Raw genomic sequence first — 26,279 nt, forward strand, 5'->3', positions numbered from 1 at the left:
GTGGCTTTTTTGTGGGCGATGGCGCGGACGGCTGCGCGCTAGGCGCAGCCTCTGCTCAGCCCGGCCACGCCCGCAGCCGTGCCAGTGCCGCCAGCAGGCACAGGAGCGCCGCCATCGGCGCCAACAGCGGCATCGTCCGGGCCGGCCAGCGCAACGGACCCTGCCCGGCTGCATGCGGGCGCGGGCGCAGCACCGCCAGGCACAGCATGCCCATCACCAGCAGCGCGGCTGCGCCCGGCAGTGCCGGCAAGGCCCCCGCCGGTACCCACAGCGCCAGCAACGTTGCCGACATCACCACCGCCACCAGCCGTGGCCGCCACGCAGCGGCGTGCGGCGCAGGCCGCAGTGCCATCGCCAGCTGCACCGCCAGCGTCAACAGCACCATCTGCAGCGCGACAAGGCCGGCGGCGCCGGCCAACGGCAGCAGCGGCAGCATCCACTGCAACGGCGGATGGCTCTGCAGGGCCACCGACAGCGGCCGCGTGCTGGCCAGCGCCGGAAACTCGATCAGGCCGGCCTGCAGCGCCGCCAGCAGGATCAGCCACAGCATCGCCATCAACGACGCCAGCGCCAGTACGCTGGGTTGCCAGCGTCCGTGTTGCCGCCGCAGCGCGGGAAAGCCCAGCGCCAGCCCGACGCTGGCAAACACGCCCAGCAGCGGCACCGCAGCGGCCAGCACGCCGCCCAGACCGAAGCGATACGGTGCGGTGGCGTCCGGCAGCCACGGAATCCAGTGCGCGTAGTGCACATACCGCGCCGCCAGCGTGAGCAGCAGCAGCCCGGTGCCGATCTTCACCGTCAGCAGGGCACAGGCCACCAGCGCCACCACCCGCGCGGGCAGCAGCACGGTCGCGCCCAGCATCAGCAATCCCACCGCGGCGGTCAGCTGCACCGGTACCGTGTGATCGGCCTGGAACCCGTACAGGGCCAGCACCGCGTGCAGGTGGCTGGCGGAGGACTGCGCCGCACCCGCCGCGGTCACCACCAGCTCCAGCAGCAGCACAGCGCCCAGCACGCCGGCCACCCGCGGCCCCCAGCCGGCCACCAGCAACCCATGCAGGCCCGGCGCATCAGGTCGCCGCGCCAGCAGATCCTGCAGGCAACACAGCACCATACCCGCCCCGAGCGACGCCAGCAGCAGGCTCAGCACGATCGCCGGGCCGGCCTGCGCGGCCGTGTGCTGCCCGACCAGCGCGATCACGCTGCCACCGACCAGCAGCGTCAATGCCACCACTGCCAGATGGTCCAGTCCCGGCCGATCGTCATTGATGCCGTCCCTGCCCCCGTTGCCGTCCATCCCAAGTTCCCTTGATATCCGCCCAAGCGCGGTGGACATCAGGCTGGCAGGCTGCGGCAGCGGCGCGATATCGGAATCTGTAGCGCATGCGCCAGGTTGTGATCACAGGCACGCTGCAAGCGGCGGAGTCGGTCCAACCGCGACAGGCCACGCATCGCTAAGTGGATTTGATGAAGTCGATTACGACAGTGCGCCGCCAGATCACGGCAGCGCAGAGATCACTCGCGTGGTGGCGGCAGATGCGGTGCCACCAGCGCCAGGGTCCGCTGCAGCGCGCCACGGCCATTGCTGACCAGCGTGCACCCGGCGCGAGCCATGTCCTCGCGGGCCTGGGCGTTCTCAAGCAGATGCTGCAGCAGGTCGCCAACGGCCTGTGCGTCCTCGCCGATCAACAGCGCGCCGGCCTCGCGCATGCGCCGGGAGATCTCGGCGAAGTTGTGCAGGTGCGGGCCGGTGACCGAGGCGGTGCCCATGGCCGCAGGCTCCAGCAGGTTGTGGCCACCGATGGCCTGCAGGCTGCCACCGACGAAGGCGACCTGGGCGCAGGCGTAGAACGGCATCAGTTCGCCCAGGGTATCGATGACGAACACATCAGTGCCGCCTTGCGGCCACTGCTCCACCCGGCGGGTGGCCACATTCCAGCCCTGTTCGCGCGCCAGCGCTTCCACCTTCGGGAACCGTTCGGGGTGACGCGGCGCCCACAGCAGCAGCAGGTCCGGGTGCTGCTGGCGCAGGCGCCGGTGCAGCTCGACTACTGCCTGCTCTTCGCCCTCGTGGGTGCTGGCGGCGATCCACACCGGCCGCCCGGCCGGGACGCGGGCATGGAACTGCCCGACAAAGCCCTGCACGTCCGGGGTGGTGATGTCGAATTTCAGATTGCCCAGCGCCTGCACCTGCTCCGGCGCCGCCCCCAGCTGCACGAACCGCTCGGCGTCGTCCTGCGACTGCGCAGCCACGCAGGTGACGGTACGCAGTGCGCGCCGGATCAGCGCCGCCAGCAGCCGGTAGCCGCGCAACGAGCGCGCCGACAGGCGTGCGTTGAGGATGTAGACCGGAATGCCACGGTCGCGGCAGCCGAACAGCATGTTCGGCCACAGCTCGGTTTCCAGGATCAGCGCCAGGCTGGGCTGGAAATGGCCCAGAAAGCGATTGACGCTGCCCGGCACGTCGTAGGGCAGATAGACGTGGTCCAGGGCATCGCCCCACAGCGCGCGCACGCGCTCGGAGCCGGTCGGGGTGATGGTGGTGATGACCCAGCGGATGTCGGGGCGCTGCTCGCGCAACGCGTTGACCAGCGGCGCGGCGGCATTGACCTCGCCCACCGAGACCGCATGCAGCCAGACCCGCGGCTGGCCGCTGGGCTGCGGATAGGAGGCATAGCGCTCGTCCCAGCGCCGGAAGTACTCGCGGACCCGGAAACCGCGCCAGACCAGGTGGTACACGGTGATCGGCAGCAGGATGTAGAGCACGACCGAGTACAGGCCACGCAGGATCCATTCGACAGGGTCTTTACGCATGCGGCAAGGATACGGGAGCCCCCCGGGAAAGACACGCGGCCGGGTTGGTAGAATGGGGCAATGTCCGAAGCCACCACCGCCATCCGTCCGTCGCTGCGCGATCCCCGCAACTGGCCGATGTTTGCCGCCATGTTCGGCGCCTTCGCCCTCGCCCGCCTGCCGTGGTTGCTGCAGCGGGCACTCGGCCGCGGTGTCGGCTGGATCAGCTGGCGCCTGCTCGGCAGCCGCCGCCGCGCCGCCGAGGTCAACCTGAAGCTGTGCTTCCCGGAAAAGGACGACGCCTGGCGCCAGCGCCTGGTGCGAGACAGTTTCGATGCGCTGGGCGTGGGCGTGTTCGAGTGCATCCGCGCCTGGTGGGGCAGCATCGACAGCCTGCGCCCGCAGGTACAGATCGAAGGGCTGGAACACCTGCGGCAGATGCAGGCCGAGGGCCGTGGTGTGCTGCTGGTGTCCGGCCACTTCATGACCCTGGAAATGTGCGGGCGACTGCTGTGCGACTACGTTGATCTGTCGGGCATGTACCGCAAGCACAAGAACCCGGTGTACGAATGGGCGGTGAAGTTCGGCCGCCTGCGCTACGCCAAGGCGATGTTCGCCAACGAAGACATCCGCGCCACCGTGCGCCACCTGAAGAAGGGTGGCTTCCTCTGGTATGCGCCGGACCAGGACATGCGTGGCAAGGACACCGTGTTCGTGCCGTTCTTCGGCCACACCGCCTCGACCATCACCGCTACCCACCAGCTGGCGCGTATGACCGGGTGCGCGGTGATTCCGTATTTCCATCGCCGCGAAGGCGGGAAGTATTTCCTGAAGATCGGCGCACCACTGGAGAACTTCCCCAGCGAAGATGTGGAAGCCGATACCACGCGGGTCAACCAGGCCATCGAAGAGATGGTGCGCGAGGCGCCCGACCAGTACCTGTGGATCCACCGCAGGTTCAAGCGCCAACCGGGTGGACGGAGCGATTTTTACAAGTAACGGTGGGACCGGGGGCTCCATCCACGCCACGGGTGAATGTCGTGCCCAAAAGCATCGCAATGCCGGCAGATCCACGCCTTGCGGGGATGCGCCGTTATCTCAGCGCCGCTGATTCATCTGCATCACGCGCCAACAGGCTGCCGGCGAACAGCGCCGCCAGCAGCACGGTCAGCCCGCCCCAGAACGCCGAATAGAACGCCAGGTGGGTGTTGAGCGGAAACACGGTGACCGCCAGGGCCAGCATCGCCGGTCGCGCCCGCTCACGTGCGCCGGCCGGGGCATAGCGCCAGGCACGCCAGGCCTGGGCCACGGCCGCCAGCCACAGCAGCAGGCCCAGCACACCGGTTTCGGCCAGGATTTCCAGCACGATCTGATGGGCATGCAGCGCCGGCAGGTCCCCCCACACCGCGGGGCCCTCGTCGGCCACACAGGCCGGGTAGGCATCGCGGAAACCGCGTGCGCCGACGCCGTTGAACGGGTGCTCTTCAATCATGCAGGCGGCCGCTTCCCAGATCCGCGCACGCCCGGACAGCGCCTCGTCCACACCACGCTCGCCACCGTCCCAGGCCATGGCCGTGCGCGCAACGCGTTCGCGCAGCTGCGGCACGCTGGCGGTCAGCGCAGCGGCGCCGAGCAGGGCAATCAACGCCAGCAGCGCCAATCGCTTCCAACCCAACTGGCGCATGCCGCTGTAGGCCAGCACCAGCGCGAAGGTGATCCACGATGCCCGCGAACCGGCCAACAGCAGTACGCAGCCCAGCGCGGCGGCCGCCAGCAGCCATCCCAGGTTGCCGAAGCGACGCGCCACCGGCAGCAGCAGGAACGGTGACAGGCTGGCCAGCACCTGGCCGAACTTCAGGTTGCACGGTCCCAGCGCACCACTGAGGCGGTCGACCAGGGCCGCTTCGCCGGCCGGGCACAAGGCGTGACCACTCACCGCCAGCTTCAGCTGATCCAGCGACCAGAACCATGGACTGGTGCCGGCCATCGCCTGCACCAGGGCATCCAGCGTCCAGGCGCCAGTGATCAGCGCCAGGCCTGCGAAGGTCAGCCGCCGCCGTTCCGGCGTGGCCACCGCGATCGCCACCAGCCACATGAACGGCAGGTAGCGCAGGCCGGCGGCGGACTTGGTCCACGAGGCCGCCGGGTCGATGGCATCGAACGCGGAGAACGCCTGCGGCAGCCAATAGCCCAGGAACAGGATCGAGGTCAGCGCCCAGGCAGCCGTGCTCAGCAGATGTGGCCGGCGCTGGAGGCGGCGCGTGACCATGCGCGCGGCGGCATACAGCGCGCCGAGCCCAAGCACGGTTTCGGCGATGCCCGGCAACGGCCACAGCGCCACGTATGCCAGCACCCACCAGGGCGCCCAGCGCCCGGCACGGTCCTCGCGCACGATGGCAATGGGATCAGCCGGCGAGGTCGGCATAGAGGCGGAGGGTGTCACGCTGCATGGCCTGCAGGGTAAACGGGATGCGGGTCGGTAAGGACGGCGGCTGCGCCAGCAGGGCCAGCGCACGTTCACCCAGCGCGCGCGCGTCGCCGAGCGGCACCGCGCCGCTGGGCTGCAGCTGCCGCAGCAGTTCGCCCACACCGCCATGGTCCCAGCCCAGCACCGGACGCCCCACCGACAGCGCTTCGACCACGGTGCGGCCGAACGCTTCGGGCTTGTCCGACAACTGCAGTACCAGATCGCTGGCCGCATAGGCCTGGGCGATGCGCGCGGTGGGTGTGCTGATCTGCACGGCCTCGGCCACGCCCAGCGCGGCGGCCTGCCGGCGCAGGTCGGCCACGTAGGCGTCCCGCCCGGGTTCATCGGTGCCCAGCATCCACAGCTGCGCCGGCACACCGGCGGCGCGCACATCGGCCAGCAGCTGCAACGCATGGATGTGGCCCTTCAGTCGGGTGCCGCGCCCCGGCAGCAGCAGCAGCGGACCGTCGACCCGGGCCAGCCACGGATAATCGGCGGCCAGCGCCAGGCGCGGGCGGCGGTCGGCACGTGCTACACGCGGGAACTGGCCGACATCGACGCCGCGCGGAATCACCTGCAGCCGGGCGTGGGGTACGGTCGGGTAATGCCGCTGCACGTAATCGCGCACGGTGTTGGACACGCAGATCACGCGTTCACCGCTGGTCATCACCGCGCTGTAGCGACTGGGTGAGTTCAGGCCGTGCACGGTGGTCACCCAGTGCGGGCGCTGCGCGGCGGGCATGGCGCGGATCGCGTACAGGCCCAGCCAGGCCGGCAGCCGCGAGCGGGCATGCACGATGTCGGCCCCCACTTCGGCGAACAGCCGGCGCAGGGTCGGCAGATGCCGCAGCGTGAGCAGCGACTTGCGTCCGATATCGAGGGTGAGGTGCTCGGCCCCGCTGTCGAGCAGCGGCTGCACCAGGCGGCCACCGGCGGACACCACCAGCGCGCGATGGCCGGCAGCGACCAGGGCCGCAGCGATTTCCAGGGTCGAGCGCTCGACACCGCCGGAGTGCAGCGCCGGCAGCAACTGCACCACGGTCAATCGGCGCATCGAAGGGGCGGCCGCTTAGTCGGCCAGCACGAACACGGAACCGCAGTACGGGCACTGCGCTTCGCCGTTGGGCTCGTCTTCGATCGGCAGGTACACGCGCGGATGCGAGTTCCACAGCGCCATTTCCGGGGTCGGGCAGCTCAGCGGCAGCTCGCTGCGGTGCACGGTGTAGCGCTTCTCGGCGTTGGCGGGCGCGGTGGCGGTATGGCTCATGGCGGATGTCGATGGACGGGTTGCGAGGGCTGTGATTCTAGCATCCGGGCCGCCCGGACATTGCGCCGCAGCAGGCGGTTGGAGGTACCGGCGGGCGTGCACCGGGAAAATGCCTGCATCGATCCGCCCGGTTCCTCGCGCAAACCGGGGCTTGAGCAGATTTCCCGCATTTGGATCGAACTAAATGGCACTTGTCAGGCTGCGGCGGCTGTTGCAGGATCGGCCCAGGTCAGCACTCGACCTGCCCAATCCGACCCGATCGCATGGCCCGCCCCCACCGGACCGGCATCGCCTCTTCCGCCGCGAACGTGGCGGGTGGGGTGATGCTGTCCGTGGTGTCCGCCGATGCGGGTTCTGCCCGCCGCCAGCCCTTCCGGGAGACCCCTGCATGACCCTGTCCGATCCTCGCCGCGCCCTGCTTCCGCTCGCCCTGGCCCTGGCCTGTGCGACCACTGCGATGCCGGCACTGGCACAGGGGCTGCAGACCTCGTTCGAACCCGGAGAGCCGGCCCCGGCTGCGGCCGCCGGTGCCTTGCAGGTCACCCTCGGCAACGGCCCGGACGCGCCCTACGCGGCCAAGCGCAACGCCGGCTACAGCGGCCTGCATGCGCTGCGCTACAGCAGCGAAGGCGGCAGCGCGCGGCGCGAACTGTTCAGGACCGACCTGCCGATCGAGGCCGACACCACGCTGTCGTGGCTGGTGTTGCCGGAAATCGTCGGCAAGGACACCGTGGCCTCCACCTATGTCTCGCTGGATCTGCGGCTGGACGATGGCAGCCGCGTTTCGGCCGGTGCCGCGCGCGACCAGCACGGCGTGGCGATCGGCGCACGCGCGCAGGGCGAGTCGAAGACGCTGTACCCGCAGCAGTGGGCACGCAAGGCGGTGCGGCTGGGCGATGTGCCGGCATTGAAGGGCCGTCGCGTAGTGGCGATCGAACTGGAGGTGGCCAGCGCCGACGGTGCGCCGGTGTCCGGCTGGATCGACGATGTGCGCCTGGATGCCCAGACGCGGCAACAGCCGCAGCGTGCTTCGGACTGGGTGCTGACCACCCGCGGCACCCAGGCCAATGGCACCTTCTCGCGCGGCAACAACTTCCCGGCCACGGCGGTGCCGCATGGCTTCAACTTCTGGACCCCGGTGACCGACGCCGGCGCGCTGAACTGGCTGTACCGCTGGAACGAGCAGAACGACGCGCAGAATCGCCCGCAACTGCAGGCGCTCGCGTTGAGCCACCAGCCCAGCCCGTGGATGGGCGACCGCCAGACCTTCCAGGTGATGCCCTCGGCCAGCCAGGGCGTGCCGGAGGCCGACCGCCGCAAGCGCGCGCTGTCGTTCGATCGCAGCCACGAAAGCGCCCGCCCTTATCGCTATGACGTGCGCTTCGACAACGGCATCGCCGCCGCGATCGCACCGACCGACCATGCTGCGCTGTTCCGCTTCGATTTCCCCGAGGGCGGCGACGCCAACCTGCTGTTCGACAACGTCGACGCGCGCGGTGGACTGAGCCTGGATGCGGCCACGCAGACCCTGAGCGGCTACACCGATACGCGCAGCGGCCTGTCCAACGGCGCCAGCCGCATGTACGTGGTGGCCAGCTTCGACAAACCCTGGCGCAGCAGCGGACGTCTTGAGACCGGCCGCCCGACCGGCTACATCAAGTTCGATGCCGGCAGCGAGCGACGGGTGACCATGCGCATCGCCACTTCGCTGATCTCGCTGGAGCAGGCGCGCCACAACCTCGCGCTGGAAATCGCCACCGCCGATACGCTGGAAAGCGTGGCCAGCCGCGCACAGGACGCGTGGGACGCACGCCTGGCCCGCTTCGACATCGGCGATGCCAGCGACGACCAGAAGACCACGCTGTACTCCAGCCTGTACCGGCTGTACCTGTACCCGAACTCCGGCCACGAGAACGCCGGCACTGCGGCGGCCCCGGACTGGCGCTACGCCAACCAGGCCAGCGCCAGCGATGACAACACCGACGGCAGTGCCAGCCGCAGCTTCACCGGCGTGCGCGATGGCAAGGTGTTCGTCAACAACGGCTTCTGGGACACCTTCCGCACCACCTGGCCGGCCTATGCACTGTTCACCCCCGACGATGCCGGGCAACTGGTGCAGGGTTTCATCGAGCAGTACCGCGCCGGTGGCTGGATCGCGCGCTGGTCGTCGCCGGGTTACGCCGACCTGATGGTCGGCACCAGCTCGGATGTGGCCTTTGCCGATGCGTGGCTGAAGGGCATCGGTGGCTTCGATCCGGCCGAGGCGTATGCCGCCGCGCTGAAGAACGCGACGGTGGTACCGCCCGACCGCCATGTCGGCCGCAAGGGCATGGACCGTTCGACCTTCCGTGGCTACGCCAGCGCCGACGTGCACGAGGGCATGTCGTGGACGATGGAAGGCGCGCTCAACGACTTCGGCATCGCCAACATGGCCGACGCCCTGGCCAGGCGTGCGGCCACCCCGGCACTGCGCGAGCGCTACCGCACCGAGGCCGACTACTTCCGCTATCGCGCCGCCAGCTACGCGACGATGTTCGATCCGGCCGCTGGCTTCTTCCAGGGCCGCAGCGCCGATGGCCGCTGGCGCGTGGACAGCACGCACTACGACCCGCGCGTGTGGGGCCACGACTACACCGAATCCAACGGCTGGACCTTCGCCTTCACCGCCGCGCATGACGGCGAGGGCCTGGCCGCGCTGTACGGGGGCCGCGACAAGCTGGCCGCCAAGCTGGATGCCTTCTTCGCCACCCCGGAAACCGCCGACCCGGCGCTGGCCGGCTCCTATGGCGGCACCATCCACGAGATGACCGAAGCGCGCGACGTGCGCATGGGCATGTACGCGCACAGCAACCAGCCGGCGCACCATATTCCGTGGATGTACCTGTACGCCGGGCAGCCGTGGAAGACCCAGCAGCACGTGCGCGAGATCCTGTCGCGGCTGTACGTGGGCAGCGAGATCGGCCAGGGTTACCCGGGCGATGAGGACAACGGCGAGACCTCGGCGTGGTACGTGCTGGCCTCGCTGGGCCTGTACCCGCTGCGCATGGGCGCCCCGGAGTACGTGATCGGTTCGCCGGCATTCCGCCACGCGCGGGTGGAACTGCAGGGCGGCGCGGTGCTGACCGTGAACGCGGAGAACAACTCACGCGAGAACGTCTACGTGCAGTCGCTGAAGATCAACGGCACGCCGTGGACGAAAACCTGGGTACCGCACGAGCTGATCGCCAAGGGCGCCACCCTGGACTTCGTGATGGGCCCGCAGCCCTCGCGTTGGGGCAGCGGCGTGGACGATGTGCCGCGCTCGCTGACCGCGCGTGGCCAGCGTCCGCAGTTGCTGCACGATCTGCTTGGCCACACCGCGAAGGCGACGCTGGCCGATGGCCGCGCGCTGCCGGCGCTGGTCGATGACGATGCCGGTACCACGGTGGGCCTCGGTGGCGGCGCAACCATCGCGCTGACCGGGCTGAGCGAGGGCATGCCGACGATGTACACGCTGACCAGCGGTGACGGCAGCATCCGTGGCGGTGCGTGGACACTGGAGGCACGCACCGGCGGCGGCGCTTGGATCACGCTCGACCAGCGCAGCGCCGAGGACTTCGAATCAGCACGGCAGACCCGTCCGTTCCGCATCGCAAAGCCGGGCCGCTACAGCGAGTACCGCCTGCGCCTGACGGCGCCAGGACGACTGCCGCTGGCGGAGATTGAACTGCTGGCACCGACCCCGGTTCAATGAGCCGGCGTGGGGGCGCGGCCTCAGCGTGACTGCACGAAGCCAGCGTACAGCGCGAACAGCTGCTGGAAATACCGCCGCGTCACTCGATTGCGCATGACACCCTCGTCGAAGAAAAGTGGGTCGGGCCCAGGGTGGGAAGGCCGGTCCGGTCCCTTCCCACGGCCGGGCCGCGTGGGCTTATTGGGCCGGAGCGGCGTTGCAGGCAAATGACTGCCTGACTGCAATTCATCTGGTAGCGCCGGGCCATGCCCGGCGAGCGCGCAGCGCGGCGCTTCTCGCATTCGGCCGGGCATGGCCCGGCGCTACCAGATCCGGTTTCCGCTGCGCGGAAACAGAAACGCGCCCCGTGGGGCGCGTTTCTGCATCTGTCGCTGGAAAGAAGGCTTACGCCTTCTTTTCCGCTTCCAGCTGTTTCCTGATCTGCGCATCCACCGCCGCGATGGCGGTCATGTTCAGGATCCGGCGCGAGGTCGCGCTGGTGGTCAGGATGTGCACCGGCTTGTTCACGCCCATCAGGATCGGGCCGATCGCCACGCCGTCGGTGAACACGCGCACCAGGTTGTAGGCGATGTTGGCCGCTTCCAGGTTCGGCAGCACGAACAGGTTGGCACGGCCCTGCAGGGTCGAGCCCGGCAGCAGCTTCTGCCGCAGCGCTTCGTCCCATGCGGTGTCGCCCTGCATCTCGCCATCCACGTTCAGACGCGGGTTGCGCTTGAGCAGCAGCTCGCGCACCTGGCGCATCTTCAGCGCGTCCTTCGAGTCGTGGCTGCCGAAGTTGGAGTGCGACAGCAGCGCCACCTTCGGCTCGATGCCGAACAGCTTCATGCGGTAGGCCGCCTGCAGCGTGGCTTCGCACAGCTGCTCGGCGGTCGGGTCTTCCTGCACGTGGGTATCGACGAAGAAGAACACGCCCTGCTGGTTGATCACGCCGGTCATCGCCGAGGTCGAGGTGACCTTCGGTTCCAGCGGCAGCACGCTGCGCACGTAACCCAACTTCTTGTGGAAGCGGCCGACGATGCCGGTCAGCATCGCATCGGCTTCGCCACGGGCCACCATCACCGCTGCGATCAGGGTCGGGCGCGAACGCATCAGGTTCTTCGCCGCGGCGACGGTCACGCCACGGCGGCCGGTCAGGCCGTGGTAGTACTGCCAGTATTCGTTGAAGCGCGGGTCGTCGTTGATGTTGGTGACTTCAACGTTCTCGCCAATCTTCAGGCGCAGGCCGAGGCGCTCGATGCGCGATTCGATCACTTCCGGGCGGCCGATCAGGATCGGGTGCGCCAGGCCGTCATCGACCACGTTCTGCACCGCCTGCAGCACCACTTCCTCTTCGCCTTCGGCGTACACCACGCGCTGCTTGTCGCTGCGCGCGCGGTCGTAGACCGGCTTCATCATCAGGCTGGTGCGGTAGACGAACTGGGCCAGCTTGTCGCGGTAGGCGCCCATGTCGGCGATCGGACGCGCGGCCACGCCCGAATCCATCGCGGCCTGGGCCACGGCGGCCGACAGCTCCACCAGCAGGCGGCGGTCGAACGGGCGCGGAATCAGGTATTCACGGCCGAAGCTCGGGGTCTCGCCGCCATAGGCCGAACCCATGTCGGTGGCGGCGCGTCGCGCCAGCGCGGCGATGGCGCGCACGCAGGCGATCTTCATTTCCTCGTTGATCGCAGTCGCGCCCACGTCCAGCGCACCGCGGAACAGGTACGGGAAGCACAGCACGTTGTTGACCTGGTTCGGGTAGTCCGAACGGCCGGTGCCGATGATCGCGTCCGGACGCGCGGCGCGCGCCAGTTCCGGCATGATTTCCGGGGTCGGGTTGGCCAGCGCGAAGATCACCGGGTCCGGCGCCATGGTCTTGACCATCTCGGCGGTCAGGATGCCCGGTGCCGACAGGCCCAGGAAGATATCCGCGCCGTCGACGATCTCGGCCAGGGTGCGCTTGTCGGTGTCGCGCGCATAGCGCTGCTTTTCCGGGTCCAGGTCGGTACGGCCGGTGTGGATCACGCCCTCGCGGTCGAAGGCCAGGATGTTCTCCGGCTTCAGGCCCAACTGCACCAGCATGTTCACGCAGGAAATGCCGGCCGCGCCCATGCCCGTGGTCGCCAGCTTCACTTCCTCGATCTTCTTGCCGGTGATCGCCATCGCGTTGAGCACTGCCGCGCCGACGATGATCGCCGTGCCGTGCTGGTCGTCATGGAACACCGGAATCTTCATGCGCTCGCGCAGCTTGCGCTCGACCACGAAGCATTCCGGCGCCTTGATGTCTTCCAGGTTGATGCCGCCGAAGGTCGGCTCCAGCGAGGCGATGATGTCGACCAGCTTGTCCGGGTCGGTTTCATCCACTTCGATGTCGAACACATCGATGCCGGCGAACTTCTGGAACAGCACGCCCTTGCCTTCCATCACCGGCTTGCCGGCCAGTGCGCCGATGTTGCCCAGGCCCAGCACCGCGGTGCCGTTGGAGATCACCGCCACCAGGTTGCCGCGCGCGGTCAGCTCGCTGGCCTGCTGCGGGTCAGCCTTGATCGCTTCACAGGCGTACGCCACGCCCGGCGAATACGCCAGCGACAGGTCGCGCTGGGTCAGCATGGGCTTGGTAGCGGAAACCTTGATCTTTCCCGGCGGGGACATCCGGTGGTAATCGAGGGCGGCCTGTTTGAAATCTTCGTTGGACATCGATGTGGGTTACATGAATGGGCAGAAGGGACAGGGGATGATACCCCCGTTGGAGCGTCCGGACCTGTCGCTATCCTGTCGCAGCCATGCTGCGACCGCACAATTCCGTGCCGTATGCGACGGTACCGGGATACCAGCTTCGGCGCCTCCCGTGACAGCCGTGGGACGCCTTGAAACGCCGCGGGGCCGTACCACTATTGTGATCGGCCCCGCGGTACCACACACCTGGGTCAGCCCTTGGCCGGCAGCGCCTCGGGCAGTGCGTCCACCGGCGGCGGCAGCTCGCTTTCGCGACCGTCCAGCGCCAGCTGCAGGCGGTTGCGGTCCAGCGCGCCTTCCCAGCGCGAGACCACCACGGTGGCCACGGCATTGCCGATGAAGTTGGTCAGCGAGCGGCATTCGCTCATGAAGCGGTCCACGCCCAGGATCAGCGCCATGCCGGCCACCGGCACCTCCGGCACCACGGCCAGGGTGGCGGCCAGGGTGATGAAACCAGCGCCGGTGACGCCGGCCGCACCCTTGGAGCTGAGCATGGCCACCAACAGCAGGGCGATCTGGTGGCCCAGGGTCAGTTCGGTGTTGGTGGCCTGGGCGATGAACAGCGCGGCCAGGGTCATGTAGATGTTGGTGCCGTCCAGGTTGAACGAATAGCCCGTCGGGACCACCAGGCCCACGACCGACTTGCTGCAGCCAGCGCGTTCCATCTTCTCCATCAGCGACGGCAGCGCCGACTCCGACGACGACGTGCCCAGCACCAGCAGCAGCTCGGCCTTCAGGTAGCGCGCCAGCTTGAACACCGAGAACCCGCACAGACGGCAGACCAGGCCCAGGATGACCGCCACGAACAGGAAGGCGGTGAGGTAGAACGAGCCGACCAGCCAGGCCAGGTTGATCAGCGAGCCGACACCGTACTTGCCGATGGTGAAGGCGATCGCGCCGAAGGCACCGATCGGGGCGGCCTTCATCAGGATGTGCACCAGCTTGAACACCGGGGCGACCAGCGCCTCCAGGAAGTTCAGCACCGGCTTGCCCTTCTCGCCCACCATCGCCAGTGCGATGCCAAACAGCACGGCCACGAACAGCACCTGCAGGATGTTGCCGTCGACGAAGGCGCTGAGCAGCGTCTTCGGGATGATGTCCATCAGGAAGCCGACCAGGGTCAGGTCGTGCGACTTCTCGACGTAGCTGTGCACCGCGGTCTGGTCCAGCTCGGCCGGGTTGATGTTCATGCCGGCGCCGGGCTGCACCACGTGCGCCACGATCATGCCGACGATCAGTGCCAGCGTGGAGAAGAACAGGAAGTAGGCCATCGCCTTGGCGAACACCCGGCCCACCGTGCGCAGGTGGGTCATGCTGGCGATGCCGGTGACGATGGTCAGGAAGATCACCGGGGCGATGATCATCTTCACCAGGTTGATGAACGCATCGCCGAGCGGCTTCATCTTCTCGCCGATCAGCGGCTCGTAGTGGCCGAGGATGGCGCCCAGGACGATCGCCACGATCACCTGGAAATACAGCTGGCGGTAGATCGGCAACGGCTTGACAGGCGCCGGTGCTGCGGTCGGGATGTGCATGGCGGACTCCGGAAGGGGCGTTTTCAGGCACGTACGGGCCCGGGACTGCACGGGAACCGTTACCGTGGAAACTGCTCGCAGGCCCTGCGCAGCACGCGCAGGGTGCGACCAATGGACGCCTTTGTACGCGCCGGGCACGCCGGCGCAGATAACCTATTGGTACTAGCCCCCCGGTTCAGCTGGCAGTGATGCCTACACTGGCGCCGCACCGCCGCTCCCGGGGAGACCGGTGGCCCGTGCTGAACGGCCGGGCATGTCTTCGCGAAAGTTCTGGCCCTTGCGGCCGTTGTTGTCCTGTCCACACGCAATCTGAGAGAGCCGCACCCAACATGCGCCCGATTCCCACCTTGCTGGCCCTGTCCCTGGCCGCCCTTCCCGCCTTCGCTTCGGCTGCGGATTTCGACAACTGGCCGACCAAGTACACCTTCGGCGACGGCACCGAGCTGGCGGCCACCGCCAACATCGCCTACGACTACAACGATTTCTCCTCGGCCAGCGGCCTTGAGGACGACGACGCCGTGCGCCGCAAGGAGTTCGGCGCGACGCTGAAGAAGAAGGGCGTGTATGACGCGATGGTGTACTACGACTTCCAGGCCGACACCTGGCTGGACGTGTTCGTGCGCTTGGAGAGCAAGGCCTTCTTCGGCCGTGACGTCGGCCGCTTCCGCTTCGGCTACATGAAGACCCCGGTCGGCCTGGACGCGAATACCTCTTCGCGCGCCGGCAGCTTCCTGGAAACCGCGCTGCCGGTGCAGGCGTTCTACGCCGGCCGCCGCACCGGTGTGGAATGGGTGCTGGAGCGCCCGCAGTACCTGCTGCAGGCCGGCGCCTATGGCGGCAAGGATCTGCAGGGCGACAACCCCGGCACCACCCAGGCGGTACGTGCGGTGTGGACGCCGGTGAAGGCACCGGGTGATGTGATTCACCTGGGCGTGGCCTACTCGCAGGAAAACCCGCGCGGCTACAGCGATGGCCGTGACGTGCACCACGAGGCCAGCGCGCGCCTGCGTGCACGCCCGGAAGCCGGACTGACCGACATCCGCTACGTCGATTCCGGCGCACTGGTCACCGCCGACCAGATCCGTCGTACCGGCCTGGAAGGCATCTGGATCCGCGGCCCGTTCTCGCTGCAGGCCGAAGCCCTGCAGGCCACCGTCACCCGCAAGGGCCTGCCCGACTACACCGGCAGCGGCCAGTACGCGATGGCCAGCTGGGTGCTGACCGGCGAATCGCGCCCGTACAACGCCGGCGCGGTGGCCAACATCAAGCCCGCCCACGATTACGGCGCAGTGGAACTGCTGGCCCGCTACAGCCGTCTGGACCTGGACGATGGCAGCATCCTGGGCGGCCGCCAGCACGACCTGACCATCGGCGCCAACTGGTACCTGACCAGCCACTTCAAGTTCCAGGCCAACTACGTGAAGGTCGACGCCAGCCGTCGTGGCGTGCACAGCACGCCGGAAATCTTCGAACTGCGCGCGCAGATGCACTTCTGACCCCTTCCACGTCAGATCCCGGCGGGCGTGCACGCCACGCCCGCCGGCCCTGCGTAGACTGCCGCCATGTATTGGCTGAGCCGCCACCGGATGCTGTTGCTGACCCTGCTGGTGATGGTCGGTGGCACCGTGTTGTGCGCGGTTGCGGCGGGACACTACGCCTGGCGCCGCGCGCTGGGCGACGAAAGCAGCCAGGTGCAACGCCAACTGCAGCTGTATGGCCAGGGCCTGCAGCAGCGCATCGACCGCTTCGGCACGCTGCCGCAGGTGCTGGCGCTTGACCCGGACCTGTTGCACGCCCTGCGCGTGCCGCCCTCGCCTGCCGAACGGCAGCGGCTGAACCTCAAGCTGCAACGTGCCAACGAAGTCACCCGAGCGTCCACCCTGACCCTGGTCGGCCATGACGGCGTGGCGGTGGCGGCCAGCAACTGGGACCAGCCGACCACCAATGTCGGCGAGAACTACAGCTACCGGCCCTATTATCGCCAGGCCCTGGCCCTGGGCCGTGGCCGCTTCTATGGCATCGGCATGACCACCGGCGTGCCGGGCTACTACCTGTCGCAGGCCATCGAGGAAGACGGCCAGCGCCTGGGCGTGGTGGTGATCAAGGTCGAACTGTCGGCGCTGGAGCAGGAATGGCTGAGCAGCCCGGATGTGGTGCTGGCCAGCGATGACCATGACGTGGTGTTCCTGGCCAACCGCGATGCCTGGCGTTACCGGCTGTTGCGGCCGCTGGGTGCCGATGAGCGCCGCGAGATGCTCGACGCCCGCCAGTACGCCGATCGCGCCCTGCAGCCATTGCGCGCGCGTACCGAAGACGTGCTGGCCGACGGCGGACGCATGGTGCGCCTGCTCGACCCCGCATTGCCGCAGCCGATGCTGTGGCAGACCCTGGTGCTGCCGGCCGAAGGCTGGAACCTGCACCTGCTGCACGACGCCAGCGCCGCCAGCAGCGCCGGCCGGGCCGCCGCCGTCACCGGGGGCGCGGCGTGGCTGGCGCTGGGCTTCCTGGTGTTGTTCGTGCAACAGCGCCGGCGCCTGGCCAAGCATCGCCTGCGCAGCCGCCGCGAGCTGGAAACCCTGCTCAAGCAGCACGCACAGGAACTGCGCACCGCACAGGATGGCCTGCTGCAGGCCGCTACCGATGCCGACAGCGGGCTCAGCCGCAGCCTGGCGCACCTGCCGCAGGGCGTGGTGGTGATCGACCGCGAACTGCGGCTGGTGGCATGGAATGCACGCTATCTGGAACTGTTCCGGTTCCCGCCAGACCTGGTGCGCGTCGGCCGTCCGATCGAGGAACTGTTCCGTTTCAATGCCCGCCGCGGCCTGCTTGGGCCCGGCCCGGTCGATGAGGCCATCGAACGCCGCCTCAACCACCTGCGCAGTGGCCGTCCACATATGCGCGAGAGCGAGAAAGACGACGGCACGGTGCTGGAGATCCGCGGCAACCCGCTGCCCGACGGCGGCTTCGTCACCAGCTATGCCGACATCACCAGCTACAAGAACGCCGCGCGCGAACTGCGCTCGCTGGCCGACGCGCTGGAGCACCGCATCGCCGAGCGTACCCATGATCTGGATGAGGCGCGCCGCGAGGCCGAACAGGCCAACCGCTACAAGACCCGCTTCGTGGCTTCGGCGGTGCACGACCTGCTGCAGCCGCTCAACGCCGCGCGCATGTTCGTCTCGGTGCTGCGCGGCAAACTGAGTGACCCGGCACAGCAGCAGACCGCCGACCATATCGACGCGGCGTTGGCGGCGCAGGATGCGATCCTCAACAGCCTGCTGGATATCTCGCGGCTGGAGTCAGGATCGCTGCAGATCCGCGTGCGCGCCTTTGCGATTTCGCCTCTGCTGGAAACCCTGGCCCGTGAGTTCGGCATTGCCGCGCAGAGCCGTGGCCTGCAACTTCACTGGGTGGATACGCGCGCGGTGGTGGTCAGCGACGAGGCCCTGCTGCGGCGCATCCTGCAGAATTTCCTGTCCAACGCGCTGCGCTACACCCCGCGTGGGCGCGTGCTGATCGGCTGCCGGCGGGCAGGCGACCAGCTGCGCATCGAAGTGCATGACCAGGGCCCGGGCATTCCGGAAAGCCTGCAGGGTGAGATCTTCGAAGAGTTCCGCCGCCTGAACGATGGCGTGGAGCAGGAACGCGGCGCCGGCCTGGGACTGGCCATTGTCGAACGCATCGGCCGCCTTCTCGGTCATCGCATCAGTCTGCGTTCCACGCTGGGCAAGGGCAGCGTGTTCACGGTGAGCGTGGCACTTGGGCACGCCGACGATGTGATCGCACCGCCGGCGGCGCCAGTCATCGTGACCGAGCCGTCTGATGACAGCCCACTGCGCCAGTGTCGGGTGTGGAGCATCGACGATGACCCCCATGTCTGTGCAGCGACCCGCGCGCTGCTGGAACGCTGGGGCTGCAATGTGGAACTTGCCGATGGGCCGCAGGGGGCACTTGAGATCGCCAGTGCATTGAACGTTCCGCAGTTGCTGCTGCTGGACGTGCGCATGGGGCAATGGCACGGTCCGGACCTGTACGAGGCGCTGTGCACGCTGTGGAAGGCACGGCCGCCGGTGATCCTGGTGACCGCCGAGCGTGATGAGGCACTGAAGGCGCATGCCGCCGAGAACGGTTGGGGCTTTCTGCTCAAGCCCGTGCGACCGCCCGCGCTGCGGGCATTGATGACGCAGGTTTTGTTGCGGCATCGGGGGTAGAGTCGAGCTTGCTCGACTGCTGTTGCCAGCCCAGTCGAGCAAGCTCGACGCTACAAAAGCAGCAGTGTGGGGTCAGATCCCACCCGCATCCCCTTCCGGCTCCAGCGCCTTCACCAGCACGGCCGCCTGGGTGCGGCTGTGGCACTCGAGCTTCTTCAGGATCGCGGTGACGTGCACCTTCACCGTGTTCTCGGCCAGGCCAAGCTCGTAGGCGATCTGCTTGTTGAGCAGGCCATCGGCCAGGCACAGCAGCACGCGGAACTGCTGCGGGGTCAGCTGCGCCAGGCGGCTGGCCAGCAGCGCATCGGCCTCGGAACGCTCGGCCGCCATCGCCGGGAACCACAGGCCGCCGTCGAGCACCGCCTGCACCGCCTCGCCGATGGTCTCGGCCGGGGCCGATTTCGGGATGAAACCGGCGGCGCCGAACTGCTGCGCGCGACGGATCACCCGCGGATGGTCGTTGGACGAGAGGATCACCACCGGGATATCCGGATGCGAGCCGCGCACATGCAGCAATGCGGAAAAACCGTGTGCACCGGGCATGGTCAGGTCGAGCAGCACCAGGTCCACGTCCGGGTGTGCATCCAGCGCTGCGGCCAGCGCTTCGGCACTGGCCACCTCACGCACCTGCGCCAGCGGCAGGCTCTGCCGCAGGGACTGAACCACCGCCGAACGCAGCAGCGGATGGTCATCGGCAATCAGGATGGTGTATTCGCTCATGCCGCCATTGTACGGGCAGCAAACCGCATCCGCCGGGCATGGCCCGGCGCTACCAGCACATCAGCGCCCTGCCGGCTCCACGCTGCTGCGCCAGGCGTCGAGGAACTGGCGGCGCTTGAGCGCGTCCAGGTACACCAGCAGGCCGGGGCCGAGCTGGATCGGGCGGCGGCTGCGCCCGGGGGCATCGTCGGCGCGGGCGTTGCCGGTCACAATCGGCATCAGCCGCGCCTCGCGTGACAGCACCTGCTGGCCGCGTGGCGACAGCAGGTAGTCGAGGAAGCGCCGCGCTTCTTCCGGGTGTGGGCCGGTGCGTGGAATCACTGCGGTACGCAGCACCACCAGCGTGTAGTCCTCGGGCTCCACAATGCCCAGCGGAGCACCCGCGTCGATGCGCGCCTGCGCGTAGGAACCGAGCACGTTGTAGACCAGCGACAGCTGTCCGCTGGCCACCTTGTCCAGCAGCACGCCGGTGCGCTCCTCGCGCACCACGTCGTTGTCACCCAGCGCGCCCAGCAACGCACCGGCGATGCTGCCGCGCTGCGCGTCCTGGGTGGCCAGCAGGTAGCCGACGCTGCTGCGCTCGATGTCATAGGTGCCGACCCGGCCGCGCAGCGGCGCGCCTTCGGCACGCAGGCGGTCGAGCAGCTGGCGTCGCGTATGCGGCACCTTCGCCGCTGGCAGCGCGCGTGTGTTGTAGACCATCACCACCGGCTCGTAGCTGATGCCAAAGGCCTCGTTGCGCCACTGCGCCCAGGCCGGCAACGCGGCGGTCTGCGCCGAGCGGTGCGGCAATGCGTGGCCGTCATTGACCAGCTTGGTCTGCAGGTCCATGCCGCTGGAGATCAGCAGGTCAGGCGAGGCCGGTCCGGCGCGGTCATGCAGGTAACGCGCGTACAGGTCCTGGGTGATGATGTCCTCGTACACCACTTCGGTGCCCGGGTGCAGGCGCTGGTAGTCGGCGATCACCACCGCGAACACTTCGATGTCGGTGGTGCCGTGGATGCGCAGCTGCGCGGTGGCCTTTCCCTGTGCCGGAAAACGGCGCACCTCGCCAGGCGCGGCCAGCACCGGCAGGGCCAGCAGCAGAGCAACGGCAGCGGTGAACAGGCGGATCATGAACTGCTCCGGGGCAGGCGGATGGTGGCGACCAGGCCGCCCTGCGGGCGGTTGCTCAGATCGATGCGGCCGCCGTGGCTGTCAACCACGCGCTTGACGATGGCCAGGCCCAGCCCGGCCCCCCCAGAGGGCGCCCCCTCGCCACGTGCGAAGCGTTCGAACACGCGCCCGGCATCAGCGGCGGCGATACCGGCGCCGTGGTCGGCAATGGTCAGCACCGCCTGCTCGCCCTCGACGGTCAGCGCGATCTGCAAGGGACCGTCACCCCCGTACTTCAGCGCGTTGTCGACCAGATTCTTGATCGCCTCACGCAGCAGCAGCGCATCACCATGCACCTGTACCGGTTCAGCGGTCATCGCCAGCTGCACGCGCGGTGCCGGGCCGGCCTGTGGCAGGGCTTCATGCAGGGCCTGGTGCACGGTCTCGGCCAGGTCCACCGCCGCGAAGCGCTGCAGATGCGAGCGGTGGATCACGCTGGCGTCGCTCAGCAGCTGGTTGAGCAGGCGGCTCATGTGGGTGGCGTTGCGCTCGATCGCCTGCAGGCTGCGCCGCATGTCCTCCGGATCATCATCGTCCAGCGCCAGCTGCGCCTGCGCGCGCAGCGCGGCCAGCGGGGTGCGCATCTGGTGCGCAGCCTCGGCCATGAAGGCGCGCAACGTCTCGTTGCTGCTGGACAGCCGCTCCATGAAGCGGTTCAGCGCCGCCACCATCTGGTCCATCTCGCGCGGCACGCGGGCGTCCAGCGGCTTCAGGTCGGACGGTTCGCGCCGCGACAGCTCGCGCTCCACCCGCACCAGCGGGCGGAACGCGCGGTGCACGCCGAACGCCACCAGGGCCAGCAGCAGGCCGGAGAGCACGCCGATCGACAGCAGGGCACGGTTGACCATGTCCTGCGCCACCGCTTCGCGCGCACGCCGGGTCTGGCCCACCTGCACCTGCACCTCGCCCTGTGCCGAGGCCGCCGCGAAGCTGCGGCCGACCACCACGAAGCGCACGGTCTCGCCACTGTAGGGAGCGTCGAACAGCTGCGGCTGCGTGCCCGGCCGGCGCGACGGCACGGGCAGGTCGCCGTAGCCGGTGATCAGGTTGCCGCGGCTGTCGGCCACCCGATAGAACACGCGGTCCTCCGGCGCCATCGCCAGCAGGTCCAGCGCCGCGTACGGCAGATCGACCTGCCATTGGCCATCGACCAGCGCCACCGAATCGGCGATGGACAATGCCGAGGACACCAGCAGATGGTCGTAGGAGCGGTTGGCCGCGCGCTGGCCGTAATCGCGTGCGGCGAACAGCAGTGCCACCGCGAACACTGCCAGCAACGCACCCAGATACAGCAGCAGCGTGCGTCGCAGCGAGCCCGGCGCGGCATTCGCAGCGCGTGCATCAACCATCGGCGTCGCCGCTGCCGTCGCTGGCTTCCAGCAGATAACCCACGCCGCGTACGGTGGTGATGCGCAACGGTGCGCCAGCCAGCTTCTTCCGCAGGCGCCCGACATACAGTTCGATGGCATTCGGGCCGGCCTCGTCATCGAAGCCGAACAGGCCGTTGCCGATCTCGTCCTTGCCCACCACCTGGCCCAGGCGACCGACCAGGATCTCCAGCAGGCGGTACTCGCGGTTGGGCAGCTCGATCGCCTCGCCATCAAGGCTGACCCGGTGCGCGGCGTTGTCGAACTGGAAACCGCCGATCTGCACCACTTCGCTGGCCTGGCCACGCGCGCGCCGCAGCAACACACGGCAGCGCGCTTCGAATTCGCGGAAATCGAAGGGCTTGCCCAGGTAGTCGTCGGCGCCCACATCCAGCGCCTGCACACGGTCCTCGATGCCATCGCGTGCGGTCAGCATCAGCACCGGCGTGCTGTCGCCGCGCTCGCGCATGCCGGCCAGCACGCGCAGGCCATCGAGTTTGGGCAGGCCGATATCCAGCACCACCAGGTCGAAGCTCTGGTAGCGCAGCACGCTGGCAGCGGCCAGGCCGTCGGCCTGCCAGTCCACCGCATGCCCACTGCGACGCATGCGACGGACGATCGCATCGGCCAGATCCGGGTTGTCTTCGACCAGCAGCAGGCGCATGGGCACACCGGTGGGAGGGGAAGCGAATGCTACCGCATGGCGCACGGTCCGCCCGCCGGGCGTGGCCCGACGCCACCGGGATACACCGCATGGGTAGCGCCGGACCGTGCCCGGCGACCTTTTACGCTGCACCGCACAAACCGCTGACAGGACGATGACAGCTACGGCAACCCAGACTGCGGCCGCGCACCGTCCGGTGCCCACGATTGCCGCGCGCCTGGCGCGCACCTGGGAGGGTTTGTGGAATTCACGTTTGCCTGGCGGCGTCCTGCCGCCATGATGGCGCTGGCAGCCTTGTCGGCACCGGCCTTCGCTGCCGAAGACGACCGTCCGGTCACCGCCACCCTCGGTGGCCGCCTGCACCTGGATTTCGCCACCTTCGACAACGACAACCGCGGCACCCCGAACAAGGACGACACCGAGATCCGCCGTGCCTGGGTCGATGTGTCCGGCAAGTTCTTCGTGGTCGACTACAAGCTGGAAGCCGATTTCTCCGGCGACCGCGTCGAGGCCAAGGACGTGTACCTGGCGCGCAGCTTCGGCAAGGCCGGCAAGCTCACCGTCGGCCAGTTCAAGCAGTATTTCTCGCTGGATGACCGCACCAGCTCCAACTACGGCAGCTTCCTGGAGCGCGGCAACGCCGGCACCACGCTGGCGCCGCTGTACCGGCTGGGCGCGTCGTGGCAGGCCAACCCGGGTGACTTCACCTGGGCGGCCAGTGTGTACAGCCTGGAAAGCATCGATGCCTGGCAGGTAAAGGGCCGTGCCGCCGGTGGCCGCGTGACCTGGGCGCCCTCGCCCGCCGACGGCGACGTGCTGCACCTGGGCCTGTCGCTGGCCCGCGAGGCCTATGACAACCCCGGCGCCAACGGCGTTCCGGGCCTGAAGATCCGCCCGCGCCCGGCCGGTCATCTGTCCGACAACAGCCGCCTGACCCTGGTCGACTTCTCGGCCGGCCGCGATACCGACGTCAACAAGTGGTCGCTGGAGTACGCGCAGGTGCGCGGCCCGCTGTCGTGGCAGGGCGAGTTCAGCGGTGCCACCTTCGATGACGGCGCGCAGCGCGGCGATGTGATGGCCGCCTACGGCATGGTCAGCTGGTTCGTCACCGGCGAAAGCCGCGCCTATGACCGCAAGACCGGCCGCTTCGCACGGGTCAAGGACATCCGCCACAAGGCCGGTGCCTTCGAAGTGGCGCTGCGCTATGACCAGATGTGGGGCGCGCAGCATCTCGATGGCGCGCCCGACCTGCGCCGCGGCAGTACCGAAGCGTGGACGCTGGGCGGCAACTGGTACCTGCGCGACAACCTGCGCTTCATGCTCAACGTGATCGAAAGCCGCAACCGCGACCGCCTGGCCGGGATCACGGTGGACCGCACGCGCGCGGTCACCGGCCGCCTGCAGTACGACTTCTGAGCCCGGCTTCCCGGGCATGCCGCCCGGGCCCCTTCCACTCCCCCACGTCCTGTATTCGCAAGGAGTCCGCAGATGATGCTGAGCATCCTCGGCTTTGGCATGGTCATTACGTTCATGTACTTGATCATGAGCAAACGCCTGTCGCCGCTCGTCGCCCTGATCACCATCCCCATCCTGTTCGCGCTGATCGGCGGCTTCGGCGCCGGCATCGACGAGATGATGCTGGAGGGCATCAAGAAGATCGCGCCGACCGGCGTGATGTTGATGTTCGCCATCCTGTACTTCGGGGTGATGATCGATGCCGGCCTGTTCGATCCGCTGGTGCGGGTGATCCTGCGCTTCGTCAAGGGCGATCCGATGAAGATCGTGCTCGGCACGGCGGTGCTGGCAATGCTGATCTCGCTCGACGGTGACGGCTCGACCACCTACATGATCACCGTCTCGGCGATGCTGCCGCTTTACCAGCGCCTGGGCATGAACGCGCTGAACATGACCTGCGTGACCATCCTCGCCGGTGGCGTAATGAACCTGACCCCGTGGGGCGGCCCCACCGCACGCGCGGCCACCGCACTGCACGTGGACCCGGCCGATGTGTTCGTGCCGCTGATCCCGTCGATGGTGATCGCCTGCGCCGGCGTGCTGCTGCTGGCCTGGTACCTGGGCCTGAAGGAACGCCGTCGCCTGGGCGTGGTGACCCTGCCCAAGGGCGGCAGCTGGATGGACAACAGCGTGTCCGACGACAGCAACGCGCTGCCGACCGTGGAAGACGCCGAGGACATCAAGCGGCCGAAGCTGCTGTGGGTGAACCTGGCGCTGACCGTGGCGCTGATGACCGCGCTGATCATCGGCGTGCTGCCGATGCCGGTGCTGTTCATGGTCGGCTTCGCCATCGCGCTGGTGATCAACTACCCGAACCTGGCCGAACAGCGCCGCCGCGTGGTCAACCACGCCGGCAACGTGCTGTCGGTGGTGTCGCTGATCTTCGCCGCGGGCATCTTCACCGGCATCCTCAACAACACCGGCATGGTCGAAGCCATGTCGCACAGCTTCCTGGCGGTGATTCCGGAATCGTGGGGCCCGTACCTGGCGGTGATCACCGCTGTGGCGTCGATGCCGTTCACCTTCTTCATGTCCAACGACGCCTTCTACTTCGGCGTGCTGCCGATCCTGTCCGAGGCGGCCAGCAACTACGGCATCACGCCGGTGGAGATGGCGCGCGCCTCGCTGGCCGGGCAGCCGGTGCACCTGCTCAGCCCGCTGGTGCCGTCCACCTACCTGCTGGTGGGCCTGGCCAAGGTCGAGTTCGCCGACCACCAGAAGTTCACCCTGAAGTGGGCCATCGCCATCTCGATGCTGCTGATGATCGGCAGCCTGCTGTTCGGCCTGTATCCCCTCGCCGCCTGACCCCTTGCCAAGGAGCCTTCTGCAATGACGCTTCGAATCGCTTACGTCACCAGTGGAATGGGCAGTGTCGGCACTGCCATCTGCCAGAGCCTGGCCCGCAGCGGCCACACCGTGGTTGCCGGCTGCGCGCCGAACTCGCCGCGCAAGGCCAACTGGCTGCGCGAGCAGCGCGAACAGGGCTTTGATTTCATCGCCTCCGAAGGCAACGCCACCGACTGGGCCTCGACCAGCGCCGCGTTCGCCAAGGTGCGTGCCGAGGTCGGCGAGGTGGACGTACTGGTCAACAATTCCGGCGGCAGCCGCGATCTGCTGTTCCGGCAGATGACGGTGGAAGACTGGAACGCGGTGATCGCCTCCAACCTCAATGCGCTGTTCAACCTGACCAAGCAGGTGGTCGATGGCATGGCCGCGCGGGGCTGGGGCCGCATCATCAACATCGGCTCGGTCAGCGCCCACAAGGGCCAGATCGGCCAGGTGAACTACGCCACCGCCAAGGCCGCGATGCACGGTTTCAGCCGCGCACTGGCTGCCGAAGTCGCCTCGCGCGGGGTCACCGTCAACACACTGTCGCCGGGCTACATCGCCAGCCAGGCGATCAGCAGTTTCCCGCCGGATGTGCTGGACCGGCTGGCGGCCTCTGTACCGGTGCGCCGCCTCGGCCGCCCCGAGGAAGTGGCCGGGCTGTGCGCCTGGCTGGCCTCGGATGAAGCCTCGTATGTGACCGGCGCCGATTACCCGGTCAATGGTGGCCTCTACATGGGTTGAGCCCATCTCCACGCAACGCGTGGAGCGCCTCCCCCACGGAGTGCGCGGGGCCGGATCACCTTCCGTC

18 protein-coding genes are annotated in these 26,279 nt (G+C 68.3%); 7 read left to right on the top strand and 11 right to left on the bottom strand.

Annotation, left to right across the window (positions count from 1 at the left end; all coding sequences use genetic code 11):
* Positions 1-55 precede the first annotated feature (55 nt).
* The gene (locus AC5YGJ_RS13500; RefSeq protein ID WP_496186820.1) at positions 56-1,297 is read right to left on the bottom strand and encodes an amino acid transporter; all 1,242 of its coding nucleotides are present in this window, start codon (positions 1,295-1,297) and stop codon (positions 56-58) included.
* Positions 1,298-1,515: 218 nt separating this feature from the next.
* Positions 1,516-2,814, bottom strand: a complete 1,299-nt coding sequence (waaA, locus tag AC5YGJ_RS13505) for a lipid IV(A) 3-deoxy-D-manno-octulosonic acid transferase (RefSeq protein ID WP_249842906.1) — start codon at positions 2,812-2,814, stop codon at positions 1,516-1,518.
* 60 nt (positions 2,815-2,874) lie between these two features.
* Between waaA and AC5YGJ_RS13510 the strand changes: the two genes are divergently transcribed.
* Positions 2,875-3,792 (top strand): LpxL/LpxP family Kdo(2)-lipid IV(A) lauroyl/palmitoleoyl acyltransferase, encoded by a 918-nt coding sequence (locus AC5YGJ_RS13510; RefSeq protein ID WP_249842905.1) that lies wholly within the window; start codon positions 2,875-2,877, stop codon positions 3,790-3,792.
* Between the two features lie 94 nt (positions 3,793-3,886).
* Here the strand turns inward: AC5YGJ_RS13510 and AC5YGJ_RS13515 are convergent, their stop codons facing one another.
* Genes AC5YGJ_RS13515 through AC5YGJ_RS13525 form a run of 3 tightly spaced genes read right to left on the bottom strand, consistent with a single transcriptional unit; the run spans position 3,887 to position 6,527 of the window.
* Positions 3,887-5,218, bottom strand: coding sequence for an O-antigen ligase family protein (locus tag AC5YGJ_RS13515; protein ID WP_496186847.1), 1,332 nt, complete (start codon positions 5,216-5,218; stop codon positions 3,887-3,889).
* Positions 5,199-6,314 (bottom strand): glycosyltransferase, encoded by a 1,116-nt coding sequence (locus AC5YGJ_RS13520; protein ID WP_249842904.1) that lies wholly within the window; start codon positions 6,312-6,314, stop codon positions 5,199-5,201. The genes AC5YGJ_RS13515 and AC5YGJ_RS13520 overlap by 20 nt, the downstream gene beginning before the upstream one ends.
* Positions 6,315-6,329: 15 nt before the next feature.
* On the bottom strand, positions 6,330-6,527 hold the full coding sequence (locus AC5YGJ_RS13525) for a zinc-finger domain-containing protein (RefSeq protein WP_057497568.1): 198 nt from the start codon (positions 6,525-6,527) through the stop codon (positions 6,330-6,332).
* A gap of 388 nt (positions 6,528-6,915) precedes the next feature.
* Between AC5YGJ_RS13525 and AC5YGJ_RS13530 the strand changes: the two genes are divergently transcribed.
* Positions 6,916-10,260, top strand: coding sequence for a GH92 family glycosyl hydrolase (locus AC5YGJ_RS13530; RefSeq protein ID WP_496186821.1), 3,345 nt, complete (start codon positions 6,916-6,918; stop codon positions 10,258-10,260).
* Positions 10,261-10,644: 384 nt separating this feature from the next.
* Here the strand turns inward: AC5YGJ_RS13530 and AC5YGJ_RS13535 are convergent, their stop codons facing one another.
* Together AC5YGJ_RS13535 and AC5YGJ_RS13540 are read right to left on the bottom strand one after the other, a co-directional pair.
* Positions 10,645-12,936 carry an NADP-dependent malic enzyme gene (locus AC5YGJ_RS13535; protein WP_107232075.1) on the bottom strand — a complete coding sequence of 764 codons (2,292 nt, stop codon included), beginning with the start codon at positions 12,934-12,936 and terminating at the stop codon, positions 10,645-10,647.
* A 230-nt stretch (positions 12,937-13,166) separates the two neighbouring features.
* Entirely contained in the window at positions 13,167-14,510 is a 1,344-nt protein-coding gene (locus tag AC5YGJ_RS13540; protein WP_107232074.1) for a dicarboxylate/amino acid:cation symporter, read from the bottom strand.
* A 329-nt stretch (positions 14,511-14,839) separates the two neighbouring features.
* Between AC5YGJ_RS13540 and AC5YGJ_RS13545 the strand changes: the two genes are divergently transcribed.
* Positions 14,840-16,006 carry an OprO/OprP family phosphate-selective porin gene (locus AC5YGJ_RS13545; RefSeq protein ID WP_249842902.1) on the top strand — a complete coding sequence of 389 codons (1,167 nt, stop codon included), beginning with the start codon at positions 14,840-14,842 and terminating at the stop codon, positions 16,004-16,006.
* Positions 16,007-16,072: 66 nt separating this feature from the next.
* Entirely contained in the window at positions 16,073-18,721 is a 2,649-nt protein-coding gene (locus AC5YGJ_RS13550) for a hybrid sensor histidine kinase/response regulator (RefSeq protein ID WP_496186822.1), read from the top strand.
* Between the two features lie 72 nt (positions 18,722-18,793).
* On the opposite strand, the gene AC5YGJ_RS13555 is transcribed toward AC5YGJ_RS13550, so the two are convergent.
* From AC5YGJ_RS13555 to AC5YGJ_RS13570, 4 genes are read right to left on the bottom strand one after another with little or no spacing between them, the layout of a single operon-like run.
* Complete coding sequence (locus AC5YGJ_RS13555) at positions 18,794-19,441, bottom strand: response regulator (RefSeq protein WP_249842900.1); 648 nt, start codon at positions 19,439-19,441, stop codon at positions 18,794-18,796.
* Positions 19,442-19,501: 60 nt separating this feature from the next.
* Entirely contained in the window at positions 19,502-20,557 is a 1,056-nt protein-coding gene (locus AC5YGJ_RS13560; RefSeq protein WP_309333571.1) for an ABC transporter substrate-binding protein, read from the bottom strand.
* Positions 20,554-21,945: a sensor histidine kinase gene (locus AC5YGJ_RS13565; RefSeq protein WP_107232089.1), complete on the bottom strand. Its 1,392-nt coding sequence runs from the start codon at positions 21,943-21,945 to the stop codon at positions 20,554-20,556. The genes AC5YGJ_RS13560 and AC5YGJ_RS13565 overlap by 4 nt, the downstream gene beginning before the upstream one ends.
* Entirely contained in the window at positions 21,938-22,627 is a 690-nt protein-coding gene (locus AC5YGJ_RS13570; protein ID WP_249842897.1) for a response regulator transcription factor, read from the bottom strand. The genes AC5YGJ_RS13565 and AC5YGJ_RS13570 overlap by 8 nt, the downstream gene beginning before the upstream one ends.
* Before the next feature lie 276 nt (positions 22,628-22,903).
* Here AC5YGJ_RS13570 and AC5YGJ_RS13575 point away from each other — a divergent pair, with 276 nt between their 5' ends.
* The 3 genes from AC5YGJ_RS13575 (at position 22,904) to phbB (ending at position 26,212) form a co-directional block, all read left to right on the top strand.
* On the top strand, positions 22,904-24,043 hold the full coding sequence (locus AC5YGJ_RS13575) for an OprO/OprP family phosphate-selective porin (protein ID WP_107232066.1): 1,140 nt from the start codon (positions 22,904-22,906) through the stop codon (positions 24,041-24,043).
* Between the two features lie 75 nt (positions 24,044-24,118).
* Complete coding sequence (locus tag AC5YGJ_RS13580) at positions 24,119-25,447, top strand: CitMHS family transporter (RefSeq protein WP_049411738.1); 1,329 nt, start codon at positions 24,119-24,121, stop codon at positions 25,445-25,447.
* Positions 25,448-25,471: 24 nt separating this feature from the next.
* On the top strand, positions 25,472-26,212 hold the full coding sequence (phbB, locus tag AC5YGJ_RS13585; protein WP_099495289.1) for an acetoacetyl-CoA reductase: 741 nt from the start codon (positions 25,472-25,474) through the stop codon (positions 26,210-26,212).
* Positions 26,213-26,279 lie beyond the last annotated feature (67 nt).

The sequence above is a fragment of the Stenotrophomonas sp. CS3K5 genome (genome assembly GCF_059515225.1).